The sequence below is a fragment of the Vibrio cortegadensis genome (genome assembly GCF_024347395.1).
Taxonomy (GTDB): domain Bacteria; phylum Pseudomonadota; class Gammaproteobacteria; order Enterobacterales; family Vibrionaceae; genus Vibrio; species Vibrio cortegadensis.
In genome coordinates, this window is record NZ_AP025472.1 from 234,671 (window position 1) to 253,045 (window position 18,375).

Annotated in this window: 13 protein-coding genes; 7 read left to right on the plus strand and 6 right to left on the minus strand. The window is 45.0% G+C overall.

From position 1 onward, the window contains the following. Nucleotides 1–53: 53 nt before the first annotated feature. Together cytR and priA are read right to left on the minus strand one after the other, a co-directional pair. The gene (cytR, locus tag OCV39_RS01070; protein ID WP_171756791.1) at nt 54–1,061 is read right to left on the minus strand and encodes a DNA-binding transcriptional regulator CytR; all 1,008 of its coding nucleotides are present in this window, start codon (nt 1,059–1,061) and stop codon (nt 54–56) included. 234 nt (nt 1,062–1,295) lie between these two features. Beyond that, nucleotides 1,296–3,497: a primosomal protein N' gene (priA, locus tag OCV39_RS01075; RefSeq protein WP_171756790.1), complete on the minus strand. Its 2,202-nt coding sequence runs from the start codon at nt 3,495–3,497 to the stop codon at nt 1,296–1,298. 373 nt (nt 3,498–3,870) lie between these two features. Between priA and rpmE the strand changes: the two genes are divergently transcribed. After that, nucleotides 3,871–4,086, plus strand: a complete 216-nt coding sequence (rpmE, locus tag OCV39_RS01080) for a 50S ribosomal protein L31 (protein WP_017052597.1) — start codon at nt 3,871–3,873, stop codon at nt 4,084–4,086. Nucleotides 4,087–4,305: 219 nt separating this feature from the next. Next, a complete protein-coding gene (locus OCV39_RS01085; RefSeq protein WP_261888780.1) occupies nt 4,306–5,580 on the plus strand; it encodes a malic enzyme-like NAD(P)-binding protein in 1,275 nt (424 codons plus the stop codon). 190 nt (nt 5,581–5,770) lie between these two features. Here OCV39_RS01085 and metJ read toward each other — a convergent pair whose 3' ends face one another. Beyond that, a complete protein-coding gene (gene metJ, locus OCV39_RS01090) occupies nt 5,771–6,091 on the minus strand; it encodes a met regulon transcriptional regulator MetJ (protein WP_017052595.1) in 321 nt (106 codons plus the stop codon). A 225-nt stretch (nt 6,092–6,316) separates the two neighbouring features. Between metJ and OCV39_RS01095 the strand changes: the two genes are divergently transcribed. The 3 genes from OCV39_RS01095 (at nt 6,317) to metF (ending at nt 11,202) form a co-directional block, all read left to right on the plus strand. Then, nucleotides 6,317–7,501: an O-succinylhomoserine (thiol)-lyase gene (locus tag OCV39_RS01095; RefSeq protein ID WP_261888781.1), complete on the plus strand. Its 1,185-nt coding sequence runs from the start codon at nt 6,317–6,319 to the stop codon at nt 7,499–7,501. Then, a complete protein-coding gene (locus OCV39_RS01100; RefSeq protein WP_261888782.1) occupies nt 7,502–9,913 on the plus strand; it encodes a bifunctional aspartate kinase/homoserine dehydrogenase II in 2,412 nt (803 codons plus the stop codon). A gap of 401 nt (nt 9,914–10,314) precedes the next feature. Next, complete coding sequence (gene metF, locus OCV39_RS01105; protein ID WP_261888783.1) at nt 10,315–11,202, plus strand: methylenetetrahydrofolate reductase; 888 nt, start codon at nt 10,315–10,317, stop codon at nt 11,200–11,202. 228 nt (nt 11,203–11,430) lie between these two features. Here metF and OCV39_RS01110 read toward each other — a convergent pair whose 3' ends face one another. The 3 genes from OCV39_RS01110 to argE all read right to left on the minus strand — a co-directional run bounded on the left by OCV39_RS01110 (nt 11,431) and on the right by argE (nt 16,375). Further along, nucleotides 11,431–11,970 (minus strand): PadR family transcriptional regulator, encoded by a 540-nt coding sequence (locus tag OCV39_RS01110; protein ID WP_017052591.1) that lies wholly within the window; start codon nt 11,968–11,970, stop codon nt 11,431–11,433. A 356-nt stretch (nt 11,971–12,326) separates the two neighbouring features. Continuing rightward, complete coding sequence (ppc, locus tag OCV39_RS01115) at nt 12,327–14,957, minus strand: phosphoenolpyruvate carboxylase (RefSeq protein WP_029203376.1); 2,631 nt, start codon at nt 14,955–14,957, stop codon at nt 12,327–12,329. 281 nt (nt 14,958–15,238) lie between these two features. Beyond that, nucleotides 15,239–16,375 (minus strand): acetylornithine deacetylase, encoded by a 1,137-nt coding sequence (gene argE / locus OCV39_RS01120; protein WP_017052589.1) that lies wholly within the window; start codon nt 16,373–16,375, stop codon nt 15,239–15,241. 155 nt (nt 16,376–16,530) lie between these two features. On the opposite strand from argE, the gene argC reads away from it, so the two are divergent. Together argC and argB are read left to right on the plus strand one after the other, a co-directional pair. Next, nucleotides 16,531–17,532, plus strand: a complete 1,002-nt coding sequence (gene argC, locus OCV39_RS01125) for an N-acetyl-gamma-glutamyl-phosphate reductase (protein ID WP_261888784.1) — start codon at nt 16,531–16,533, stop codon at nt 17,530–17,532. 11 nt (nt 17,533–17,543) lie between these two features. Beyond that, on the plus strand, nt 17,544–18,332 hold the full coding sequence (argB, locus tag OCV39_RS01130) for an acetylglutamate kinase (RefSeq protein WP_261888785.1): 789 nt from the start codon (nt 17,544–17,546) through the stop codon (nt 18,330–18,332). Nucleotides 18,333–18,375: the final 43 nt, after the last annotated feature.

Sequence of the window (18,375 nt, forward strand, 5' to 3'; positions counted from 1 at the left end):
TGCACTGCTTCAAATCATTTTCATTCTTTTAGGCTTTTAAAATCGACAAGCAATCAACTCATTCGTGGTGGCGCAGCACTGCCGCGAACGATCAATTCAGTCTCAAGGAGCCTTGAACCAGCACTGACTTCGTTCCCTTTGAGAAGCTCTAACATCATCAATACGGCTTGGCGTCCAATTTCATATCGAGGCTGAGAGATGGTCGTCAGAGGTGGATCGCAATATTCAGAGAATTGAATGTCATCAAAGCCAACAAAAGAGAGATCTTGTGGAACGCGTAAGCCTAGTTTTTTCGCTTCTTGAATCGCTCCAATAGCCATGGTGTCGTTATGACAGAAAATAGCGGTTGGCGCTTCTGGTAGAGACAGTAGCTTTCTCACAGCCCTTGCCCCCGCTTCAAACGTAAAGTCACCTTGTACCGTAAAGGTTGGATTCATGATGATCCCCGCTCGACGCAGCGCTTGCTGATAACCTTGTTGACGGAATTTACATAAGGTTGCCGATTCTGGCCCTGTGATTTGAGCGATACGCTTGTGCCCAAGTTGGGTGAGATAGTTCACCGCATCAAATGCTGAAGTTAAGTTATCGATATGAACGGTGGGGAGCTCAAGTTCTGGTGCAAATTCACACGCCATGACCATCGGAGGAAGGTTTTTCTGTTCAGGTTTACTGACATCAAAAGGAAGGTCGGTCCCCAACAATAGCATACCATCGGCTTGTTTGGTAAAGACGAGGTTTACAAGGGAAGACTCACGCTTCTTCTGTTGCCCACTGTCACCAAGGAGGACTAAGTAGTCAAACTCCATGGCGGTATCTTCTATGCCTCGTATGATCTCAGTAAAGTAAGGATCGCAAATGTCGGGAATAATGGCGACAATCGTTTTTGATTCATTTCGGCGTAAATTTCTTGCCAAAGAGTTCGGTGAATAACCAGCTTCTAAAACAGCATCTTCAACACGTTTACGGGTTGAGGATGATACTTTTTCCGGATTCATTAACGCACGTGATACGGTCGCAGTTGATACTCCAGCCAGCTGGGCAACATCCTTCATTGTCGCCATACTAAATCCTCTTAAGTCACTTACTTACATGCCAACATGGCATTTAATTATTGTTTTAATGAATGAAATACGTCAGTTACATTTTTTAACGTTTTCTGTTGAGGAGATAGTTTATTCAATTCCAAAGAGAAAGTTACGGGCTGTTTAACAAAAATTACATTGTCTATGTGACTTCGCTCACGATAAATGTGAATACATTTTCTGATTACATTGTCATTAGGGGCATTCGCACCATCAACTAAGATCTTGGGGCTCGATATCCAGCGACCAACGCACTTTTTTGGCGCTGGGTAACAGATTAATCGCAGGCTTCGCGCTATAGAGCAGCTTTTGCATTAATGGTCTGCTTTGAGTTTGAAGCAGTAATTGCCAGCGTGATTTCCCTGCTCGTTTCGCTAATGGCGCAGGCGTCGGGCCAAGCACCATGCAGCTATCATCAAATAGCGGATGAGCTTCAAGTGTGTGACGTACTTGGCGAAGAAACTCTTCTACCTGTTGCGGATTGTTCGCTTCAGCCCTAAAAAGCGTTAGATGGGAATAGGGTGGCAACTGCGCCATTTTTCGCTCTTCCAATGCGCTAATTGCAAAGTGACGATAATCTTTGTGTAGCAATGCCTGTAGTAACCCGTGTTCAGGGTGATGAGTTTGTAAGATCACTTCTCCGGGTTTACTGGCGCGTCCTGCTCGACCTGCCACTTGAATAAAGAGCTGAGCCAAACGTTCAGCCGCTCGAAAATCACTGCTGTAGAGCGAACCGTCAATATCGAGTAAACCCACCAATGTTACATTGGGGAAGTGGTGCCCTTTGGCGAGCATTTGAGTGCCGATAAGAATTTGGAATTCACCTTTGCGAATCGATTCTAGCGCGGACTCTAAACTGCCTTTACGGCGGGTGCTGTCGCGATCAATTCGAATGGTTTTGTATTCTGGGAAAAGTTGCTCTAACTGTGTTTCAAGCTGCTCGGTGCCGACGCCAACGGTAACAAGCTGAGTGGACCCGCATCCATGACATTGATGGATGACAGGTTGCTGAGAGCCACAGTGATGACAGCGAACTTCACTGCTGTGCTGGTGGAAGGTGTAGTACGCATCGCAGCGTTTACATTCTGCAATCCAGCCACACTCATGGCACATCAAAGCTGGGGAGAAACCGCGTCGATTTAAAAACAGCATCACTTGGTTGCCCGCTTTAAGATGACGGCGCATTTCGGCAATCAGTGGTGCGGATAATCCACTTTCTAAATAGAGCCCTTTCACATCCAATACTTTATTGGTGGTTGGAAGGGCAACCCCTGCTCGTTGGCTTAAGGTTAGATGATGGTATTTACCACTGAGCGCATTATGCAGCGTTTCAAGTGCTGGCGTCGCGGTGCCAAGAATGATTGGGATCTGCGCTTTGTTCGCGCGCATAATGGCGACGTCACGGGCGTGGTAGCGTAGGCTGTCTTGTTGTTTGTAAGAGGCATCATGCTCTTCATCGACGATAATAATGCCAAGATCCGCAAAAGGCGTGAACAGAGCTGATCGAGTGCCAATGACAATGCCTGAAATATTATCGCGAGCAGAAAGCCAAGCGTTCAGACGTTCGGTGTCATTTAACCCTGAATGGATCACTTCAACCGGCACATTAAACCGTTTTTTAAAGCGGTTAATGGTTTGTGGGGTCAATCCAATCTCAGGAACCAGCACTAACGCTTGTTTTCCCTGTTCGAGGATGGGCTTAATCATATTCAGGTAGACTTCGGTCTTCCCCGAACCTGTCACCCCTTCTAATAAATAGCAGCCGAATTCGGTTTGGCTGTTGACGGTGGCGATCGCAATCGCTTGTTCTTCATTGAGCTTAGGTTTATCGCAATCGGCTTCAACCTGATGATTCCATGCCGTGATCTTTGGTTTTTTCTCTAATGATTCAATCCACCCTTTCTCTTGCAGGGTTTTCAGTACAGTGCTGCCCACTTCGTGATCGATAAACTCTTGGTGAGGGACATTGCCATTTTCGAGCATATGCATCACTTTCGCTTGCTTGACTGCACGACCAAACCCTTGCATGAGCTGATTTTTCCCTGATGCGGTCAGTTGCCATTCCACCAAGGTGGCAAAATCAGCGGCTTTCCCTTTACGTAACGCAGAAGGAAGCGCGTTGGTTAGGGTTTCACCTAGGGGATATTGGTAAAATTTGCTGCACCAGGTTAATAGGGTATACACCGACTCAGAGAAAACAGGTTGGTTATCTAAGACTTGCTTAATGCTTTTTAGCTGCTCGCGAGGGAAATCGGATTCATTGACCAGTGCTGTGACGATCCCGACTAATGTTTGACGACCAAAAGGCACAGAGACTCGCCCACCAATAATTGGAAATAGGTGGCTAGGAATAAGATAATCGAACTGCTTATCTAGGGGAACAGGCAGAGCGATTCGAGCTATTGATGGGCGCATAGGGTCATAAATTCGGCACAATGATGAGAAAACACAGTCTAATTTAATCAGTTATGAAATTCGAGCTATCTTATTCTTAAGTAGACTAATGAAAAGGCGATAAAAGTCGGTATGCTGGCGTTCTGCTTAGGTTAAAACCGATGTGAATGGTCTTTAATCGGAGAGATAAGCCGTAATAAAGGCGCGTAAAACATTTAACGGTGAAAAAACTATCAAATTGGTTGATCCTAGGCAGGGGATTCATTACTATACTGCGCCTTAACGTCATGGCTTATTTTACCTTTGAGTAATTTAGCGGTGGCAATAATTTTTTAAACTACGTGTGGTGTCCGGCTTAGATTCGGATGGCGACACGGCCTAACGAGGTTATCCCATGAAAACTGGAATCCACCCAGAATACAAAGCTGTAAGCGCAACTTGTTCTTGTGGCAACACATTTGAATTCAACTCTACTCTAGGTAAAGATTCAATCCACCTAGACGTATGTGACAAATGTCACCCATTCTACACTGGTAAGCAACGTATCGTAGATACAGGCGGCCGTGTTGATCGCTTCAACAAGCGTTTCGGTGCTCTTTCTAGCAAGTAATTCTATTACTTTTGCTACACCGAATGAAAAAAGGACGCCATGGCGTCCTTTTTTATTATCTGCATTTTAGTGACATCTTCTAATGACTGGTCGAATGAGTAGATGAATCTGGTTTTTTAATGAATCAGATCGCAATCCTATCTATGAAGATTGACTTACATCAATTAATATTAGCATTCGACTCCATCATCACATTACCTTTTCGGGGATACTGCACCTATGTCAGACGACAATCACCAAGAGCTCTCTTCAGAAGAACTATTTCGCCAACAAGCACTTGATTACCATGCCTTCCCAAAACCGGGGAAAATTGCTTTAGAGCTAACCACGCCAGCAGACTCAGCTGAAGATCTGGCACTGGCCTACAGCCCAGGTGTTGCAGAACCTGTACGTGAAATCGCCCAAAACGTAGAGAACGTTTATAAGTACACAGCGAAAGGTAACATGGTTGCGGTGATCTCAAACGGCACCGCGATCCTTGGTTTAGGTAACCTTGGTCCAATCGCATCAAAACCTGTGATGGAAGGTAAAGCGTTACTGTTTAAACGTTTTGCTGGCCTTGATTCTATCGATATCGAAGTAAAACACCGCACTATCGACGAATTTGTCGACACAGTTGCGAACATTGCAGACACATTCGGTGGTATTAACTTAGAAGATATCAAAGCACCAGACTGTTTTGAAATTGAGCGTCGCTTGATTGAACGTTGTGATGTGCCTGTATTCCATGATGACCAACACGGTACCGCGATTGTAACGGCAGCGGGCATGCTGAATGCGATCGAACTTCAAGGTAAGAAATTAGAAGAGTGTACGATCGTTTGTCTTGGTGCGGGTGCAGCAGCTGTCGCTTGTATGGAGCTACTGATTAAGTGTGGCGCGATGCGTGAAAAAATCTACATGCTTGACCGTAAAGGCGTGATCCACACTCGCCGTGATGACATCAACGAGTACAAACAGCGTTTTGCGAACAATACTGACAAACGCACGTTGGAAGATGTGATTGATGGTGCTGACCTATTCTTAGGCGTATCAGGTCCAAACCTTCTTCCGGCTGAAGCGCTGAAATTAATGGCCGACAAGCCTGTTGTGTTTGCATGTTCGAATCCAGATCCAGAGATCAAACCTGCATTAGCTCATGAAGTGCGTAATGACCTGATTATGGGTACTGGCCGTTCTGACTATCCAAACCAAGTGAACAATGTTCTATGTTTCCCATTCATTTTCCGTGGTGCGCTAGATGTACGTGCAAGCGTGATTAATGATGAGATGAAACTGGCGGCGGTAGAAGCGATTCGTCAACTTGCTAAAGAGCCTGTTCCTGCTGAAGTATTGAAAGCGGCGGGTGTGGATGCACTTGAGTTTGGCGTCGATTACATTATTCCTAAACCGATGGACCCACGTTTGTTACCACGCGTAGCAAAAGCCGTGGCTGTGGCGGCGGTTGAATCTGGTGTAGCTCGTATTGAGATGCCAGAAAACTATATGCAGTAAGAACGTAATATGCAGTAAATACGTAGAGTGCAGTAAGAACGCAATGCAGTAAATCTGTAAATACACGACGTAATAAATCTGCACGCTAGCGAGACACTAAAAAGCCGCCAAACATTATGTTTAGCGGCTTTTTTAATGAGGTTAAGTTGAGACAACGCCCAAACGAACCAATGACATCAGCAGTAAGCGGTTACTCTTCGTCGAATGTTTCGAATTCGATGCCCATTGCAGTCATTAATTCTTTTGCTTCGGTTGGGATCTCATCCGGACGATCTTTACGTAGATCTTCATCAGTAGGAAGAGGTTGCCCAGTATAAGCATGCAAGAAGGCTTCACAAAGAAGTTCACTGTTTGTTGCGTGGCGTAGGTTGTTAATCTGACGGCGAGTACGCTCATCAGTGAGTACCTTTAATACTTTTAATGGGATCGAAACGGTAATTTTTTTAACCTGTTCGCTCTTTTTTCCATGCTCTGCGTATGGACTAATGTATTCACCATTCCAGTCTGCCATTGCGCACCTTCATTGTTATTGTTAGTTGTTTAAAAATAATAGGAGGGGATTTTAGCGGGATTTACCGCCATAAGCAAAGACATATAGACGTCTAGATGTGTTGACGGCTTACGCTTATAAACGTAAAGTGACATAAAGTAACGAGAATAACAACTCTCTAACACAGTGCCTTGATATCAATCAAGGTGTTGTGAGCATCGAATTCGACTTGGAAAGGAAACACATATGAGCAGCCGGAAGCCCGCGACTATCGCCGTACGAACAGGGATTGAGTCAGATTCTCAGCATAATGCCGTTGTCCCACCGATTTATCTTTCGACCAATTATAGCTTCCCAGCCTTCGGTGAAGTGCCTAAATATGACTATACCCGTTCTGGTAATCCAAACCGAGGATTATTAGAAACGGCACTGTTTGAGTTGGAATCGGGAAAAGGGGCAGTGGTCACAAATTGCGGTACATCGGCGCTCAACCTTTGGGTTTCTGCTTTTTTAGGCTCTGATGATCTGATTGTCGCACCGCACGATTGCTATGGTGGTACTTATCGCCTATTTAATACACGAGCTCAAAAAGGGGACTTTAAGGTTCTTTTTGTTGATCAATCAGATTGTGCTGCGTTGGATGCTGCGATTGCTCTGAAGCCGAAATTATTACTGCTTGAAACGCCGTCAAATCCGCTCGTTCGTGTTATCGATATCGAAGAGACATGCATTAAAGCTAAGCAAGTCGAGACGCTAGTGGCTGTCGATAATACCTTTTTGACACCTGTGTACCAAAAGCCATTAGAACTCGGTGCAGATTTCGTTATTCACTCGACCACTAAGTTTATTAACGGCCACTCGGATGTGATTGGTGGTGTTGTGGTGACGAAAACAGAAGAACATGCAGAAGAGTTGGCGTGGTGGGGAAACTGCATTGGCGCAACAGGAACACCATTTGATAGTTACATGACGTTACGTGGCATACGCACTCTGGGCGCAAGAATGCGTGTGCATGAAGAGAGTTCGATAGCCATCCTTAGCGAACTTCAGAAGCAATCTTTAGTCGATGTTATCTATCACCCAAGCCTGCCTGATCATCCCGGACATGATATCGCGAAGAAGCAGCAGTCTGGTTTTGGGTCTATGCTGAGCTTTGAGTTTGCAGGCAGTTTTGAACAACTGAAATATTTTGTCGATCAACTCGAATTATTCTCTTTAGCGGAATCCTTAGGTGGCGTTGAGAGTTTGATTTGCCACCCAGCTTCGATGACTCACCGTGCGATGGGGGAGGAAGCCTTGGCGGAAGCTGGCATTTCACAGCATTTATTACGTTTATCGGTTGGGCTAGAAGATGCTGACGATTTGATTAACGATTTATCACAAGCTTTTGCGAAAGCGGAGCGATTTACGGACGATGGAGAGGCCGTTTAAATGAGTGTTATTCGTCAACTGCATAAATTTGGTGGCAGTAGCTTAGCTGATCCTGAGTGTTATCAGCGCGTGGTGAATATTCTTAAAGAGTATTCGGGAGCGGATGATTTAGTGGTGGTGTCAGCGGCAGGGAAAACCACCAACCGTCTTATCGAGTTTTTAGAAGCGCTGGATAAAGATGGGCGTTTGGCGCATGAGGCTTTACAGTCATTGCGTCAATTTCAGACTGAATTGATTGAAACCTTGCTGAGTGGAGAATCACAAACGGCTTTGCTTGCAACGTTGAATGCTGAATTTAGTGCGCTAGGGGAGTTAACCACTCCGCTTTCGGCAACCGACAAAGCGAATGTGTTAGGCCATGGTGAAGTATGGTCGGCTCGATTGTTAGCTGAACTATTGTGTCAGTACGATCTTGCGGCTGTAGCTCAAGATGCTCGTGAGTTTTTACGGGCAGAAGCGGGTACGCAGCCAGAAGTCGATCGCGCGCGCTCTTATCCGTTGTTGAAAGAAATTCTTGCCCAACATACACATCATCGAATCGTGATCACTGGATTCATGGCGCAAGATTCCGCTCATGAAACGGTCTTGCTTGGTCGAAATGGTTCGGATTACTCGGCAACTGTGATTGGTGCATTAGCGGAAGTGAGCTGTGTGACGATTTGGAGCGATGTGGCTGGCGTATACAGCGCTGACCCAAGGCTTGTCTCGGATGCCTGTCTTCTGCCTCTGCTGCGCTTAGATGAGGCGAGCGAGCTGGCTCGTCTTGCTGCACCAGTATTGCATAGTCGCACTTTACAACCTGTCGCGCAAAGTGCGATGGATTTAAGTTTACGCTGTAGCCATCAACCCGAATCGGGATCGACTCGAATTGAGCGAGTGTTAGCTTCAGGGCGCGGCGCTAAGATCATTACCTCGTTAGATGAGGTGTTGTTGATCCAACTGACTTTCACCCAAGGTCATGATTTTAAGCGAATTGAAACGGACGTATTGCAGAGCCTAACTCGGGCGCAACTTGAACCTTTGGCTTATGAAGTCCAATCGGATCAGCACTGTTTGCGTTTAGCGTACACAGCAGAGATTGCTGGTGGCGCTCTTAGCCATTTGCAAGATTGTGCGGTGGAAGCCGAAATCAAATTGAAAGAGGGTTACTCGCTGATCGCGGCCGTTGGTGCTGGCGTCACTAAAAATCCAAATCATTGCTACGGTTTCTATCAGCAGTTGAAACACTCCCCAGTCGAATTTGTGTCGGAGTCGCTATCTGGATTGAGTTTAGTGGCGGTTCTACGCCGCAGTGAAACACCACCTTTAGTAAAAGGCATTCATACTCAACTTTTCCAAGCTCAGAAACGAGTAGCATTGGTATTGTGTGGTAAAGGCAATATTGGTTCGAGTTGGTTATCTCTGTTTACCGAGCAGAAAAGTGAGCTAGAAAAACGCCGAGGCATGAGCTTTGATTTAGTGGGTGTGGTGGGAAGCCAAACGTATTGGTTTGATGATAAAGGGATAGACCCGACCACAATTGATGCCCGCTTTAATGACGAATCCATTGCAAATAACAGTCACGAATGGTTAGAGCGTTTAGGTGCGATTCAAAATTATGATGAAGCCGTGGTGTTAGATGTTACCGCGAGCCAAGAGTTGGCCGAGCAGTACTTGAATATCGCGCATCAAGGTATTCACTTAATTTCAGCCAATAAAGTGGCCGGTTCCGCTTCTGGTAAGTATTACCATCAAGTTCAAGATGCTTTTGCAAAAATTGGTCGTCATTGGCTGTATAACGCGACAGTAGGGGCGGGGCTTCCGATTAATCATACCGTTCGAGATTTGCGTGAGAGTGGCGATGAGATCATTGCGGTATCGGGTATTTTTTCGGGGACGCTTTCATGGTTATTCCAGCAATTCGACGGCAGTGTTCCCTTTAGTGAGTTGGTTGATCTCGCATGGCAACAAGGATTGACGGAACCCGATCCTCGGTCGGATTTAGATGGTTCAGATGTGATGCGTAAGTTAGTCATTCTAGCGCGAGAATCAGGGTTAGAGATTGAGCCTGAAAACGTAAAGGTTGAATCTCTGGTTCCAGCAGAGCTACAAGATCTGTCATTAGATGACTTCTTTGATCACGCATCTGTCTTGAGTGAAGAGTTAGCCGAGCGTTTAGAAAAAGCTCAGAAAGAGCATAAAGTGCTGCGTTATGTCGCTCGTTTGGAAAAGAATGGGAATGCGAGTGTGAGCGTCGAGGCGCTTGCGAAAGAGCATGCGCTAGCGAACTTACTCCCTTGTGACAATATCTTTGCGATTGAGAGTAAGTGGTACAAAGATAACCCTCTAGTCATTCGAGGCCCAGGTGCGGGAAGAGAAGTGACCGCTGGTGCTATTCAATCAGACCTAAATCGGATGTCTGCGCTGTTTTAAGTGGTGATCGACGTTGTTTAAGTAGTAAGTCGAGGGGGCTCTTCTTATCGCCTTCTAACATCATCTGTCGATACTGGATCAACAGGCCCTAACCAAAGGAGCGAAATCATTCGCTCCTTTGTTGTTTCTACGGGAGCTATTGGGTTTTGTATTAGGGCCTTTGTGTTTTCTGGCAGAGGGCTTTGTGTTTTTTACAGAGGTGAGGATCTTATGTTCTTTGCGGGTGAGCTTTGTGTTTTCCATTAATAATGAACTATCTTCACTTTGAACATGAGAAAAATTCATAATCATCCTGTTGACATTAAATCGTATTCATTCCATTCTGTGGACATATAGACGTCTAAACGTCATTTAAGGATTTAGATTATTGCGTGGCAAAGATGGCCACAGGGAGAGTTAAGATGGGATATACACACGCAGGCCATATCGACGCCTTAAATCAGAATATTGCCGAACTTTCTGACAACATCAATGTGTCATTTGAGTTTTTTCCACCAAGCAGTGAAAAAATGGAAGAAACCTTATGGAACTCTGTCCATCGATTAAAGACTCTTCAACCTAAATTTGTCTCAGTTACTTATGGTGCCAATTCTGGCGAGCGAGATCGTACTCACTCGATTATCAAAGAGATCAAAGATCAAACTGGATTGGTCGCAGCCCCTCACTTGACCTGTATTGATGCAAGTCGTGAAGAGTTAATCAATATTGCAGACGATTACTGGAACAATGGCATTAAAAGCATTGTGGCACTGCGTGGTGATATTCCTGCAGGTGGCGGTGCGCCTGACATGTACGCATCAGACTTAGTGAAACTGCTTAAATCTCAGCATGATTTTGATATCTCAGTTGCGGCTTTTCCTGAAGTTCACCCAGAGGCGAAAAGTGCTCAAGCGGATTTGATTAACTTAAAGCGTAAAGTGGATGCAGGTGCCGATCGTGCCATTACTCAATTCTTCTTTGATGTAGAGAGTTACTTACGTTTTCGTGACCGCTGCGTGGCGGCAGGCATTGATGCTGAAATTGTGCCGGGCATTCTACCTGTTTCCAACTTTAAGCAAGCATCACGCTTTGCTGCGATGAATAACGTAAAAGTACCAGGCTGGATGGCACAGCAGTTTAACGGTTTAGACGATGATCCTACGACACGACAACTCGTTGGTGCCAGTCAAGCGATTGATATGGTGAGAACACTAAGCCGAGAAGGGGTGAAAGATTTTCACTTTTATACTCTGAATCGAGCTGAAATGACCTATGCGCTTTGCCATACACTTGGCGTGCGTCCTGCTTAAGTTCACGTCCAAGCTAAAGTTCATGTCCAAGCTAAAGTTTACGTTTAGCTTAGGTTTACATCCAACTTAGGTCTACATCCAATTATAGCTTATAGGTACTGTTTTAGCGGATAGATATAGAGATAAAGATAGAAATAGAGACTAAAGCTGAAGGGAACAGAAATAGAAAAGGGTTAGTGCAAATGCATTAACCCTTTTTGGTATTTACTTCAATGAACTGATTTGAACTTACGCCATTGCGCCTAATTCAGCTATTACTTCATCAGCCCATGATACCCATGCTTCGCGAATAACAAGGTTACGGCGAAGTGTTAGACGCTCTAAACGAGCTTGCTTATCTAGAGACGCTGGTGTTGCGTAGTAAGCCGCTTCGATCTCTTTGTAATGCGCTACAAGTTTACGAGATTCTTCAACCAACTCTGTTAGTTGTGCATGATACGCTGTTGAAGGTTGTACAGCGCATGCCATCAGCTTAGCAGAGAACTCATCACGAACGGTTGGATGAGCGGTAGGTTGATCAAACCATGCACCAAGTGCACCACGACCAGCATCTGTGATTGAGTAAACTTTACGGTCGGGTTTACCTTCCTGCGGTTCTAAAACACATGTAACTAGCTCGTTCTGAGCCATTTTGTTTAGTTCACGGTAAACTTGTTGGTGGCTTGCTTTCCAAAAGTAACCGATGCTTGCAGAAAATTCTTTGGTGATATCGTAACCGGTTGCGTCGCGAGTACTTAAAACGGTTAAGATTACGTGTGGTAATGACATGTCTTCAATCCAAATGGTCAATAAACTAACAAATTCGCTTAAACTTCAAGAGTGCTTCTAATGGCACGTATTTGTAATTATGTTTAAGCGACTCCAACCTTATAAATAGTTGGTACTGTCACCTTGAAAAGCCGTTTATCACCTAGGTTGGTATGAGTACATACCAATAAGCTGCGGAAATATTTTGATTAGAGTGCTTTCGCAGCGGAGAGGTAGTATATCTAAATAATAAGCATAAAGTAGAATAGCCGGACAAAATAACCCAAAAAACTGACAAAATACTCAATAGTGGAATTTAAAAGAATAAAAGGCCGCACGTGGCGACCTTTTTGTCTCGTTTGTAGAGGTTTTAACTGCTATCCAGTGTTTCGCATTCCGGCTGCAATACCCGCAATTGTCACCATTAATGCCTCTTCGAGTTCAGGCTGTGGTGTTTCTGACTGACGAGTACGGTACAGCAGCTCGGCTTGAAGCATGTTCAATGGCTCAACGTAGATGTTACGTAAACGAATGGATTCTAATCCCCACGGGTCGCTTTGCATCAAGTTCTCGTTGTTCTCTACGTTCAATACCGCTTTGATATCTTTCTGCAGTTGCTCACGTAGACGATCACCCAGTGGAATGAGTGATTCATCCACTAAACGTTGGTCATAGTAACGAGAAATTTCGATGTTACATTTCGAGTAAACCATTTCCAGCATACCAAGACGAGTCGAGAAGAATGGCCATTCGCGGCACATATCTTCTAAAAGCGCTTGATGGCCTTTATCGATAGAGTATTGGATTGCTTCACCTGCGCCTAACCAAGCTGGTAATACTAAGCGGTTTTGGCTCCATGAGAAAATCCATGGGATGGCACGTAGGCTTTCAACGCCGCCTTTCGGGTTACGTTTTGCAGGGCGTGAACCTAGCGGTAATTTACCTAATTCTAACTCTGGTGTCGCAGAGCGGAAGTAAGGAACAAAATCAGGTTCACCACGAACGATATGACGATAAGCTTCGCATGACACTTCTGACAATACATCCATCAGATCGTACCATTCTTGTTTTGGCTCTGGTGGTGGCAGAAGATTCGCTTCTAAAATCGCACTCGCATAGATATTGAAACTGTTTACAGCAACATCAGGCAAACCAAGTTTGAAGCGGATCATTTCACCTTGTTCAGTCACACGTAAACCGCCTTTCAAGCTTTTTGGTGGCTGAGACAATAGTGCAGCATGCGCAGGAGCGCCGCCACGGCCAACCGTACCACCACGGCCATGGAATAAGGTCAGCTCGATATCCGCATCTTCACTGATTTTCACTAACGATTCCATCGCACGATATTGCGCCCAACCCGCAGACATGACACCAGCATCTTTAGCTGAATCAGAATAACCTATCATCACCATTTGGTGGTTTTGGATGAAACCGCGATACCAATCGATAGAGTAAAGTTGCTTCATGACCTCTTCAGAGTTATTCAAATCGTCAAGGGTTTCAAACAGTGGGCAAACATCCATGCGGAATTCACAGCCACTCTCTTGAAGAAGTAAATGCACGGCTAATACATCTGAAGCGGTACGAGCCATCGAGATCACATAAGCACCAAACGCTTCGCGTGATTGAGACGCAACGATTTGGCAAGTATCCAGAACCTCTTTTACCTGCTCTGATGGTTGCCAATCTCGTGGTAGTAATGGGCGTTTTGAACTTAGCTCGTTCACGAGGAACGAGATCTTGTCTTGTTCGCTCCAGTGCGCGTAATCACCAATGCCGAGGTAGCGAGTCAGTTCCGACAGTACATCTGAGTGGCGCGTGCTCTCTTGACGAATGTCTAGGCGAACGAGGTGAACCCCAAAGGCTTTGATGCGACGTAAGGTATCGAGTAGTGAACCTCCCGCAATCACATTCATGCCACACTCTTGCAGAGATTGGTAACACGCAAACAGCGGTTCCCATAGCTCATCAACGTGCTCAAGAATCGCTTTGTTTGGCACCTCTTTACCGTTAATTTTCGCTTCAAGCACTTCGATAGTGTCTTGCAGTAGTGTGCGGATGCGTTTCAAAATGGCACGGTAAGGTTCGTGCTCATCATTAGCTAATTGACGAACGGTATCATTGCACTTAGTCATTGATAGTTCGCTGATCAGCTCTTGAATATCGCCAAGATAAAGATCGGCGGCTTTCCAGCGAGATAGAAGTAGAACTTCACGCGTGATTGAGTGAGTCACAAATGGGTTACCATCGCGATCGCCACCCATCCATGATGAGAAATGCACAGGGCGAGCATCAATCGGTAGACCTTCGCCAAGATAACCCGTTACGCGCTCATCGAGTTCACGTAGGAATTCCGGTACCGCTTCCCACAGTGAATTTTCAACCACAGCAAAGCCCCATTTAGCTTCATCTAATGGTGTAGGTCGCTGCTTACGAATGACATCAGAGTGCCAACCTTGAGCGATTAATTGCTCTAAGCGACGTTCTGTTTTATGACGCTCTTTAGAAGAGAGATCGCTCAGTTCTAGTTTTGATAAACACTCATTGGTTTTGACCAGTTTATTGATCATGGTTCGACGAGTGATTTCTGTTGGGTGTGCGGTGAGTACGAGCTCAATATTTAAATCTCGAACCGCTTGCGCTGCATCTAACTTGCTAATTTTATTTTGAGTTAATTTTGAGAATAGCGAGTTAATGGCGTCGGGTTCACATACATGTTCTTCGCAGTGGCGTGAAATTGTATGGTATTGCTCTGCCATATTGGTCAGATTAAGAAATTGGTTAAAAGCGCGCGCTACTGGAGTCAGTTGCTCATTTGGCAGATTCTTGATCTCTTCAATAAGAGCGTCGCGATCGGCTTGATTCCCTGCTCGAGCGGATTTAGAAAGCTTACGGATAGTCTCTACTTTCTCTAGAATAATGTCACCATGAGCTTCTTGAATAGTGTTACCTAACAAGCGGCCCAACATGCTCACGTTGCTTTTGAGCGCGGCGTATTTTTCGTTCATTGTCATCCTGCCTCGTAAATTAATTACATCCATTGTTCCTTGTTAAGTACACAATCTAGCGAAAAGTGCTGTATGTAGTCAAATAAAGCAGACTAAGTTTGCAATTATTAACTGCAACGATGAAATGGGCTGGGAATTCTATTCATTTTCACTACCGAGGTGAAAATTTATTACATAATCGGGAGTTAGTAAGCTCAAAGTGAGATGAATCCACTCACTTTGGCTTAAAAATCGAAATTATATAGAAGCGAACAATGTCATTTAGAGGCGCATGGAAAGGTTTAGATACAATATTTATTCATCGCTTTAGACAAAATATTAATTGTAGGGTCAATAAAATCTAAACTAAGAAACTCGTCAGGTTGGTGCGCTTGATCAATAGAACCGGGGCCTAACACCAAGGTTGGGCACAACTGCTGAAGAAAAGGCGCTTCCGTGCAGTAGTTTACTGTAGCTGAGGGGGTGTCACAGATCGACTCAACGCCAGCGATAAATGGGTGATCATGTTGGCATTCATAACCGGGAATGGGTTCATGCAAAGGCGTGATATCAATTCGGCCTGACCATTTCGCTTCAACCTCTTTAAGCGCATCTCGCAGTAAGTTGTCTAATCCATCTAAACTGATCCCAGGCAGAGGGCGCACATCATAATGAAGTTCACAACAGCCACAAATTCGGTTGGCGCTGTCTCCTCCATGGATATGACCTAAATTGAGTGTTGGGCTTGGAATGGCAAATCCGGGGTGATGATACTCTTTGACCAACTTGTCACGCAGTTGCATTAAGGCAAACATCACTTCATGCATGATCTCGATAGCATTGACCCCTAACGCGGGATCGGAAGAGTGCCCTGAGCGCCCTGTGATTCGAATGGCATTGGCGACATGACCTTTATGGCCTCGGATAGGCACTAAGCTTGTGGGCTCACCGATGATGCAGTAATCCGGTTTGAAAGGGGCGCTTTCAGTAAAGTGGCGTGCGCCCAACATGGTGGTCTCTTCATCGCAGGTCGCAAGCACATAAAGAGGCTTTGTCTGTTTGCTCCAATCTACCTTCTTGACCGCTTCAATAATAAAAGCGAAGAAGCCTTTCATGTCAGCGGTACCTAAACCGTAAAAGCGATTATTCGATTCGGTGAGTTCGTGAGGGTTAAAGCTCCATTGCCCTTCATCAAAGGGAACCGTATCGCTGTGTCCTGCCAGTAGTAATCCACCTTCCCCTGCGCCTTTTTTTGCAATGAGGTTGTGCTTGCCGGGTTCAACTTCGATGACTTCGACTTCAAATCCAATGTCTTTTAGCCAAGTCGCCAATTTTTCAATGACTTTTGCATTTCCTTCGTCCCAGCTTGAATCGGTTGAACTGATCGAGGATGTCGAAATGAGGCCTCTGTAGACCTCTATAAAACTGGGTAATTGCATATTATCTTCACTTCTACTGTTGACAGAAATTATATAAGACGGTAAAACACATATTAAAGCATTATTACTGAATAAAAAATCAATAAAAGCTGAATTTTTTGTATTAATAATCAGTTTTAAGATCGTCGATTACCTTAAAAATTGGATGTGTTGAGATGTTGAAAACCACAATTATCGGAGCAAGCGGATATACCGGAGCAGAGCTTGCTTTGATGGTTAATAAACACCCAAAGCTTACGCTAGCAGGTTTATATGTTTCAGCCAATAGCGTTGATGCAAGAAAGCCAATAGCCGCTTTACATGGCAAGCTTTTGGGTTTGATTGATATGCCCGTTCAGCCTCTGCTTGATCCACAAGCGGTAGCGGCGGAGTCCGATGTGGTTTTTCTCGCGACTGCTCATGAAGTGAGTCACGATTTAGCACCTATATTTTTAGAACAAGGTTGCCAAGTTTTTGATTTATCTGGCGCGTTTAGGGTGAAAGGCGAACGTTTTTATCAGGATTTTTATGGTTTTGAGCATCAGTACCCACAGTGGTTAGACAGTGCAGCTTACGGGCTAGCCGAGTGGAATGAAGCGGAAATCAAACAGTCTCAGTTGATTGCGGTAGCGGGTTGTTATCCGACCGCTTCACAACTCGCAATTAAGCCATTGGTTGATGCTGGTTTAATTGATACGGCTCAGTGGCCTGTGATTAATGCAACCAGCGGTGTGACAGGTGCAGGGCGTAAAGCAAGTATGACCAATAGCTTTTGCGAAGTGAGTCTACAGCCTTACGGGATATTTAATCACCGTCATCAACCTGAAATTGCCAATCATTTGGGTTGTGATGTGATTTTTACTCCGCACCTTGGCAATTTTAAACGTGGGATCTTAGCGACGATCACCATGAAGTTAGCACAGGATGTGACTGGCGCGGATGTTCAGCAAGCATTTGAACAAGCGTATAAGGATAAACCTGTGGTTCGCTTGTTAGATAACATACCGAGAATTCAAGATGTAGAAAACACACCTTTCTGCGATATAGGTTGGAAGGTGCAAGGGCAACATATTATTGCGGTATCAGCGATAGATAATTTGCTAAAGGGAGCCTCTAGCCAGGCGATGCAATGTTTAAATATTCACTATGGTTTTAAACCATTAACAGCACTTGTTTAAGGAAGCACGATATGAGTCAAAACGAGCAGTCATTAGTAATTAAGTTAGGTGGTGCAGCCCTTTCATGCACAGAGACACTTAGCAAATTATTTGGTGCGATTTCCGCGTACCAGCGACGAGCTCAGCGACCTATCGTCATCGTTCATGGCGGTGGCTATTTGGTAGATGACTTAATGTCGAAGCTCAAGCTTGAGACGATGAAAGTCCAAGGTTTACGTGTAACACCTTACGATCAGATCCCTATGGTGGTAGGTGCGCTAGCCGGAACAGCAAATAAGCTGCTTCAAGGTCAGGCGGTAAAAGATGGAATTAATGCAGTAGGGTTAAGCTTAGCCGATGGCGGTCTATGTGTGGTGGAAGAGCTTAGCCCTGAATTGGGTGCCGTAGGTAAGGCAAAACCGGGTAATGCCAATGTATTACAAGCGGTGCTTTCTACGGGCGCATTACCGATCATCAGTTCTATTGGGCTTACGCCTGAAGGGCAGATGATGAATGTGAATGCTGACCAAGCCGCCGTTGCCGTTGCAGGCGCATTGGATGCAGAGCTTGTGTTTCTTTCTGATGTCAGTGGTGTGTTAGATGGTAAAGGCCATCTCATTTCGAGCTTGAATCATCAACAAGCTGACGCACTGATTACTGGCAAAGTAGTCACGGACGGAATGATTGTAAAAGTTGAGGCGGCGCTACAAGCAGCCAGTGATTTGGGACGACCAGTTGAAGTTGCAACATGGCGCTACCCAGAAAAACTAGCCCAACTATTTGCAGGTGAAAACATCGGAACTCAATTTTTACCCCGATGAGTTAGTTTTTAATTGTTAATAACAAACTAACCACCCAATCAAA

What these genes read in the sequence shown, in the direction of transcription:
- cytR (WP_171756791.1), bottom strand. Translation starts at nt 1,061, where the DNA reads ATGGCGACAATGAAGGATGTTGCCCAGCTGGCTGGAGTATCAACTGCG.
- priA (WP_171756790.1), bottom strand. Translation starts at nt 3,497, where the DNA reads ATGCGCCCATCAATAGCTCGAATCGCTCTGCCTGTTCCCCTAGATAAG.
- rpmE (WP_017052597.1), top strand. Translation starts at nt 3,871, where the DNA reads ATGAAAACTGGAATCCACCCAGAATACAAAGCTGTAAGCGCAACTTGT.
- OCV39_RS01085 (WP_261888780.1), top strand. Translation starts at nt 4,306, where the DNA reads ATGTCAGACGACAATCACCAAGAGCTCTCTTCAGAAGAACTATTTCGC.
- metJ (WP_017052595.1), bottom strand. Translation starts at nt 6,091, where the DNA reads ATGGCAGACTGGAATGGTGAATACATTAGTCCATACGCAGAGCATGGA.
- OCV39_RS01095 (WP_261888781.1), top strand. Translation starts at nt 6,317, where the DNA reads ATGAGCAGCCGGAAGCCCGCGACTATCGCCGTACGAACAGGGATTGAG.
- OCV39_RS01100 (WP_261888782.1), top strand. Translation starts at nt 7,502, where the DNA reads ATGAGTGTTATTCGTCAACTGCATAAATTTGGTGGCAGTAGCTTAGCT.
- metF (WP_261888783.1), top strand. Translation starts at nt 10,315, where the DNA reads ATGGGATATACACACGCAGGCCATATCGACGCCTTAAATCAGAATATT.
- OCV39_RS01110 (WP_017052591.1), bottom strand. Translation starts at nt 11,970, where the DNA reads ATGTCATTACCACACGTAATCTTAACCGTTTTAAGTACTCGCGACGCA.
- ppc (WP_029203376.1), bottom strand. Translation starts at nt 14,957, where the DNA reads ATGAACGAAAAATACGCCGCGCTCAAAAGCAACGTGAGCATGTTGGGC.
- argE (WP_017052589.1), bottom strand. Translation starts at nt 16,375, where the DNA reads ATGCAATTACCCAGTTTTATAGAGGTCTACAGAGGCCTCATTTCGACA.
- argC (WP_261888784.1), top strand. Translation starts at nt 16,531, where the DNA reads ATGTTGAAAACCACAATTATCGGAGCAAGCGGATATACCGGAGCAGAG.
- argB (WP_261888785.1), top strand. Translation starts at nt 17,544, where the DNA reads ATGAGTCAAAACGAGCAGTCATTAGTAATTAAGTTAGGTGGTGCAGCC.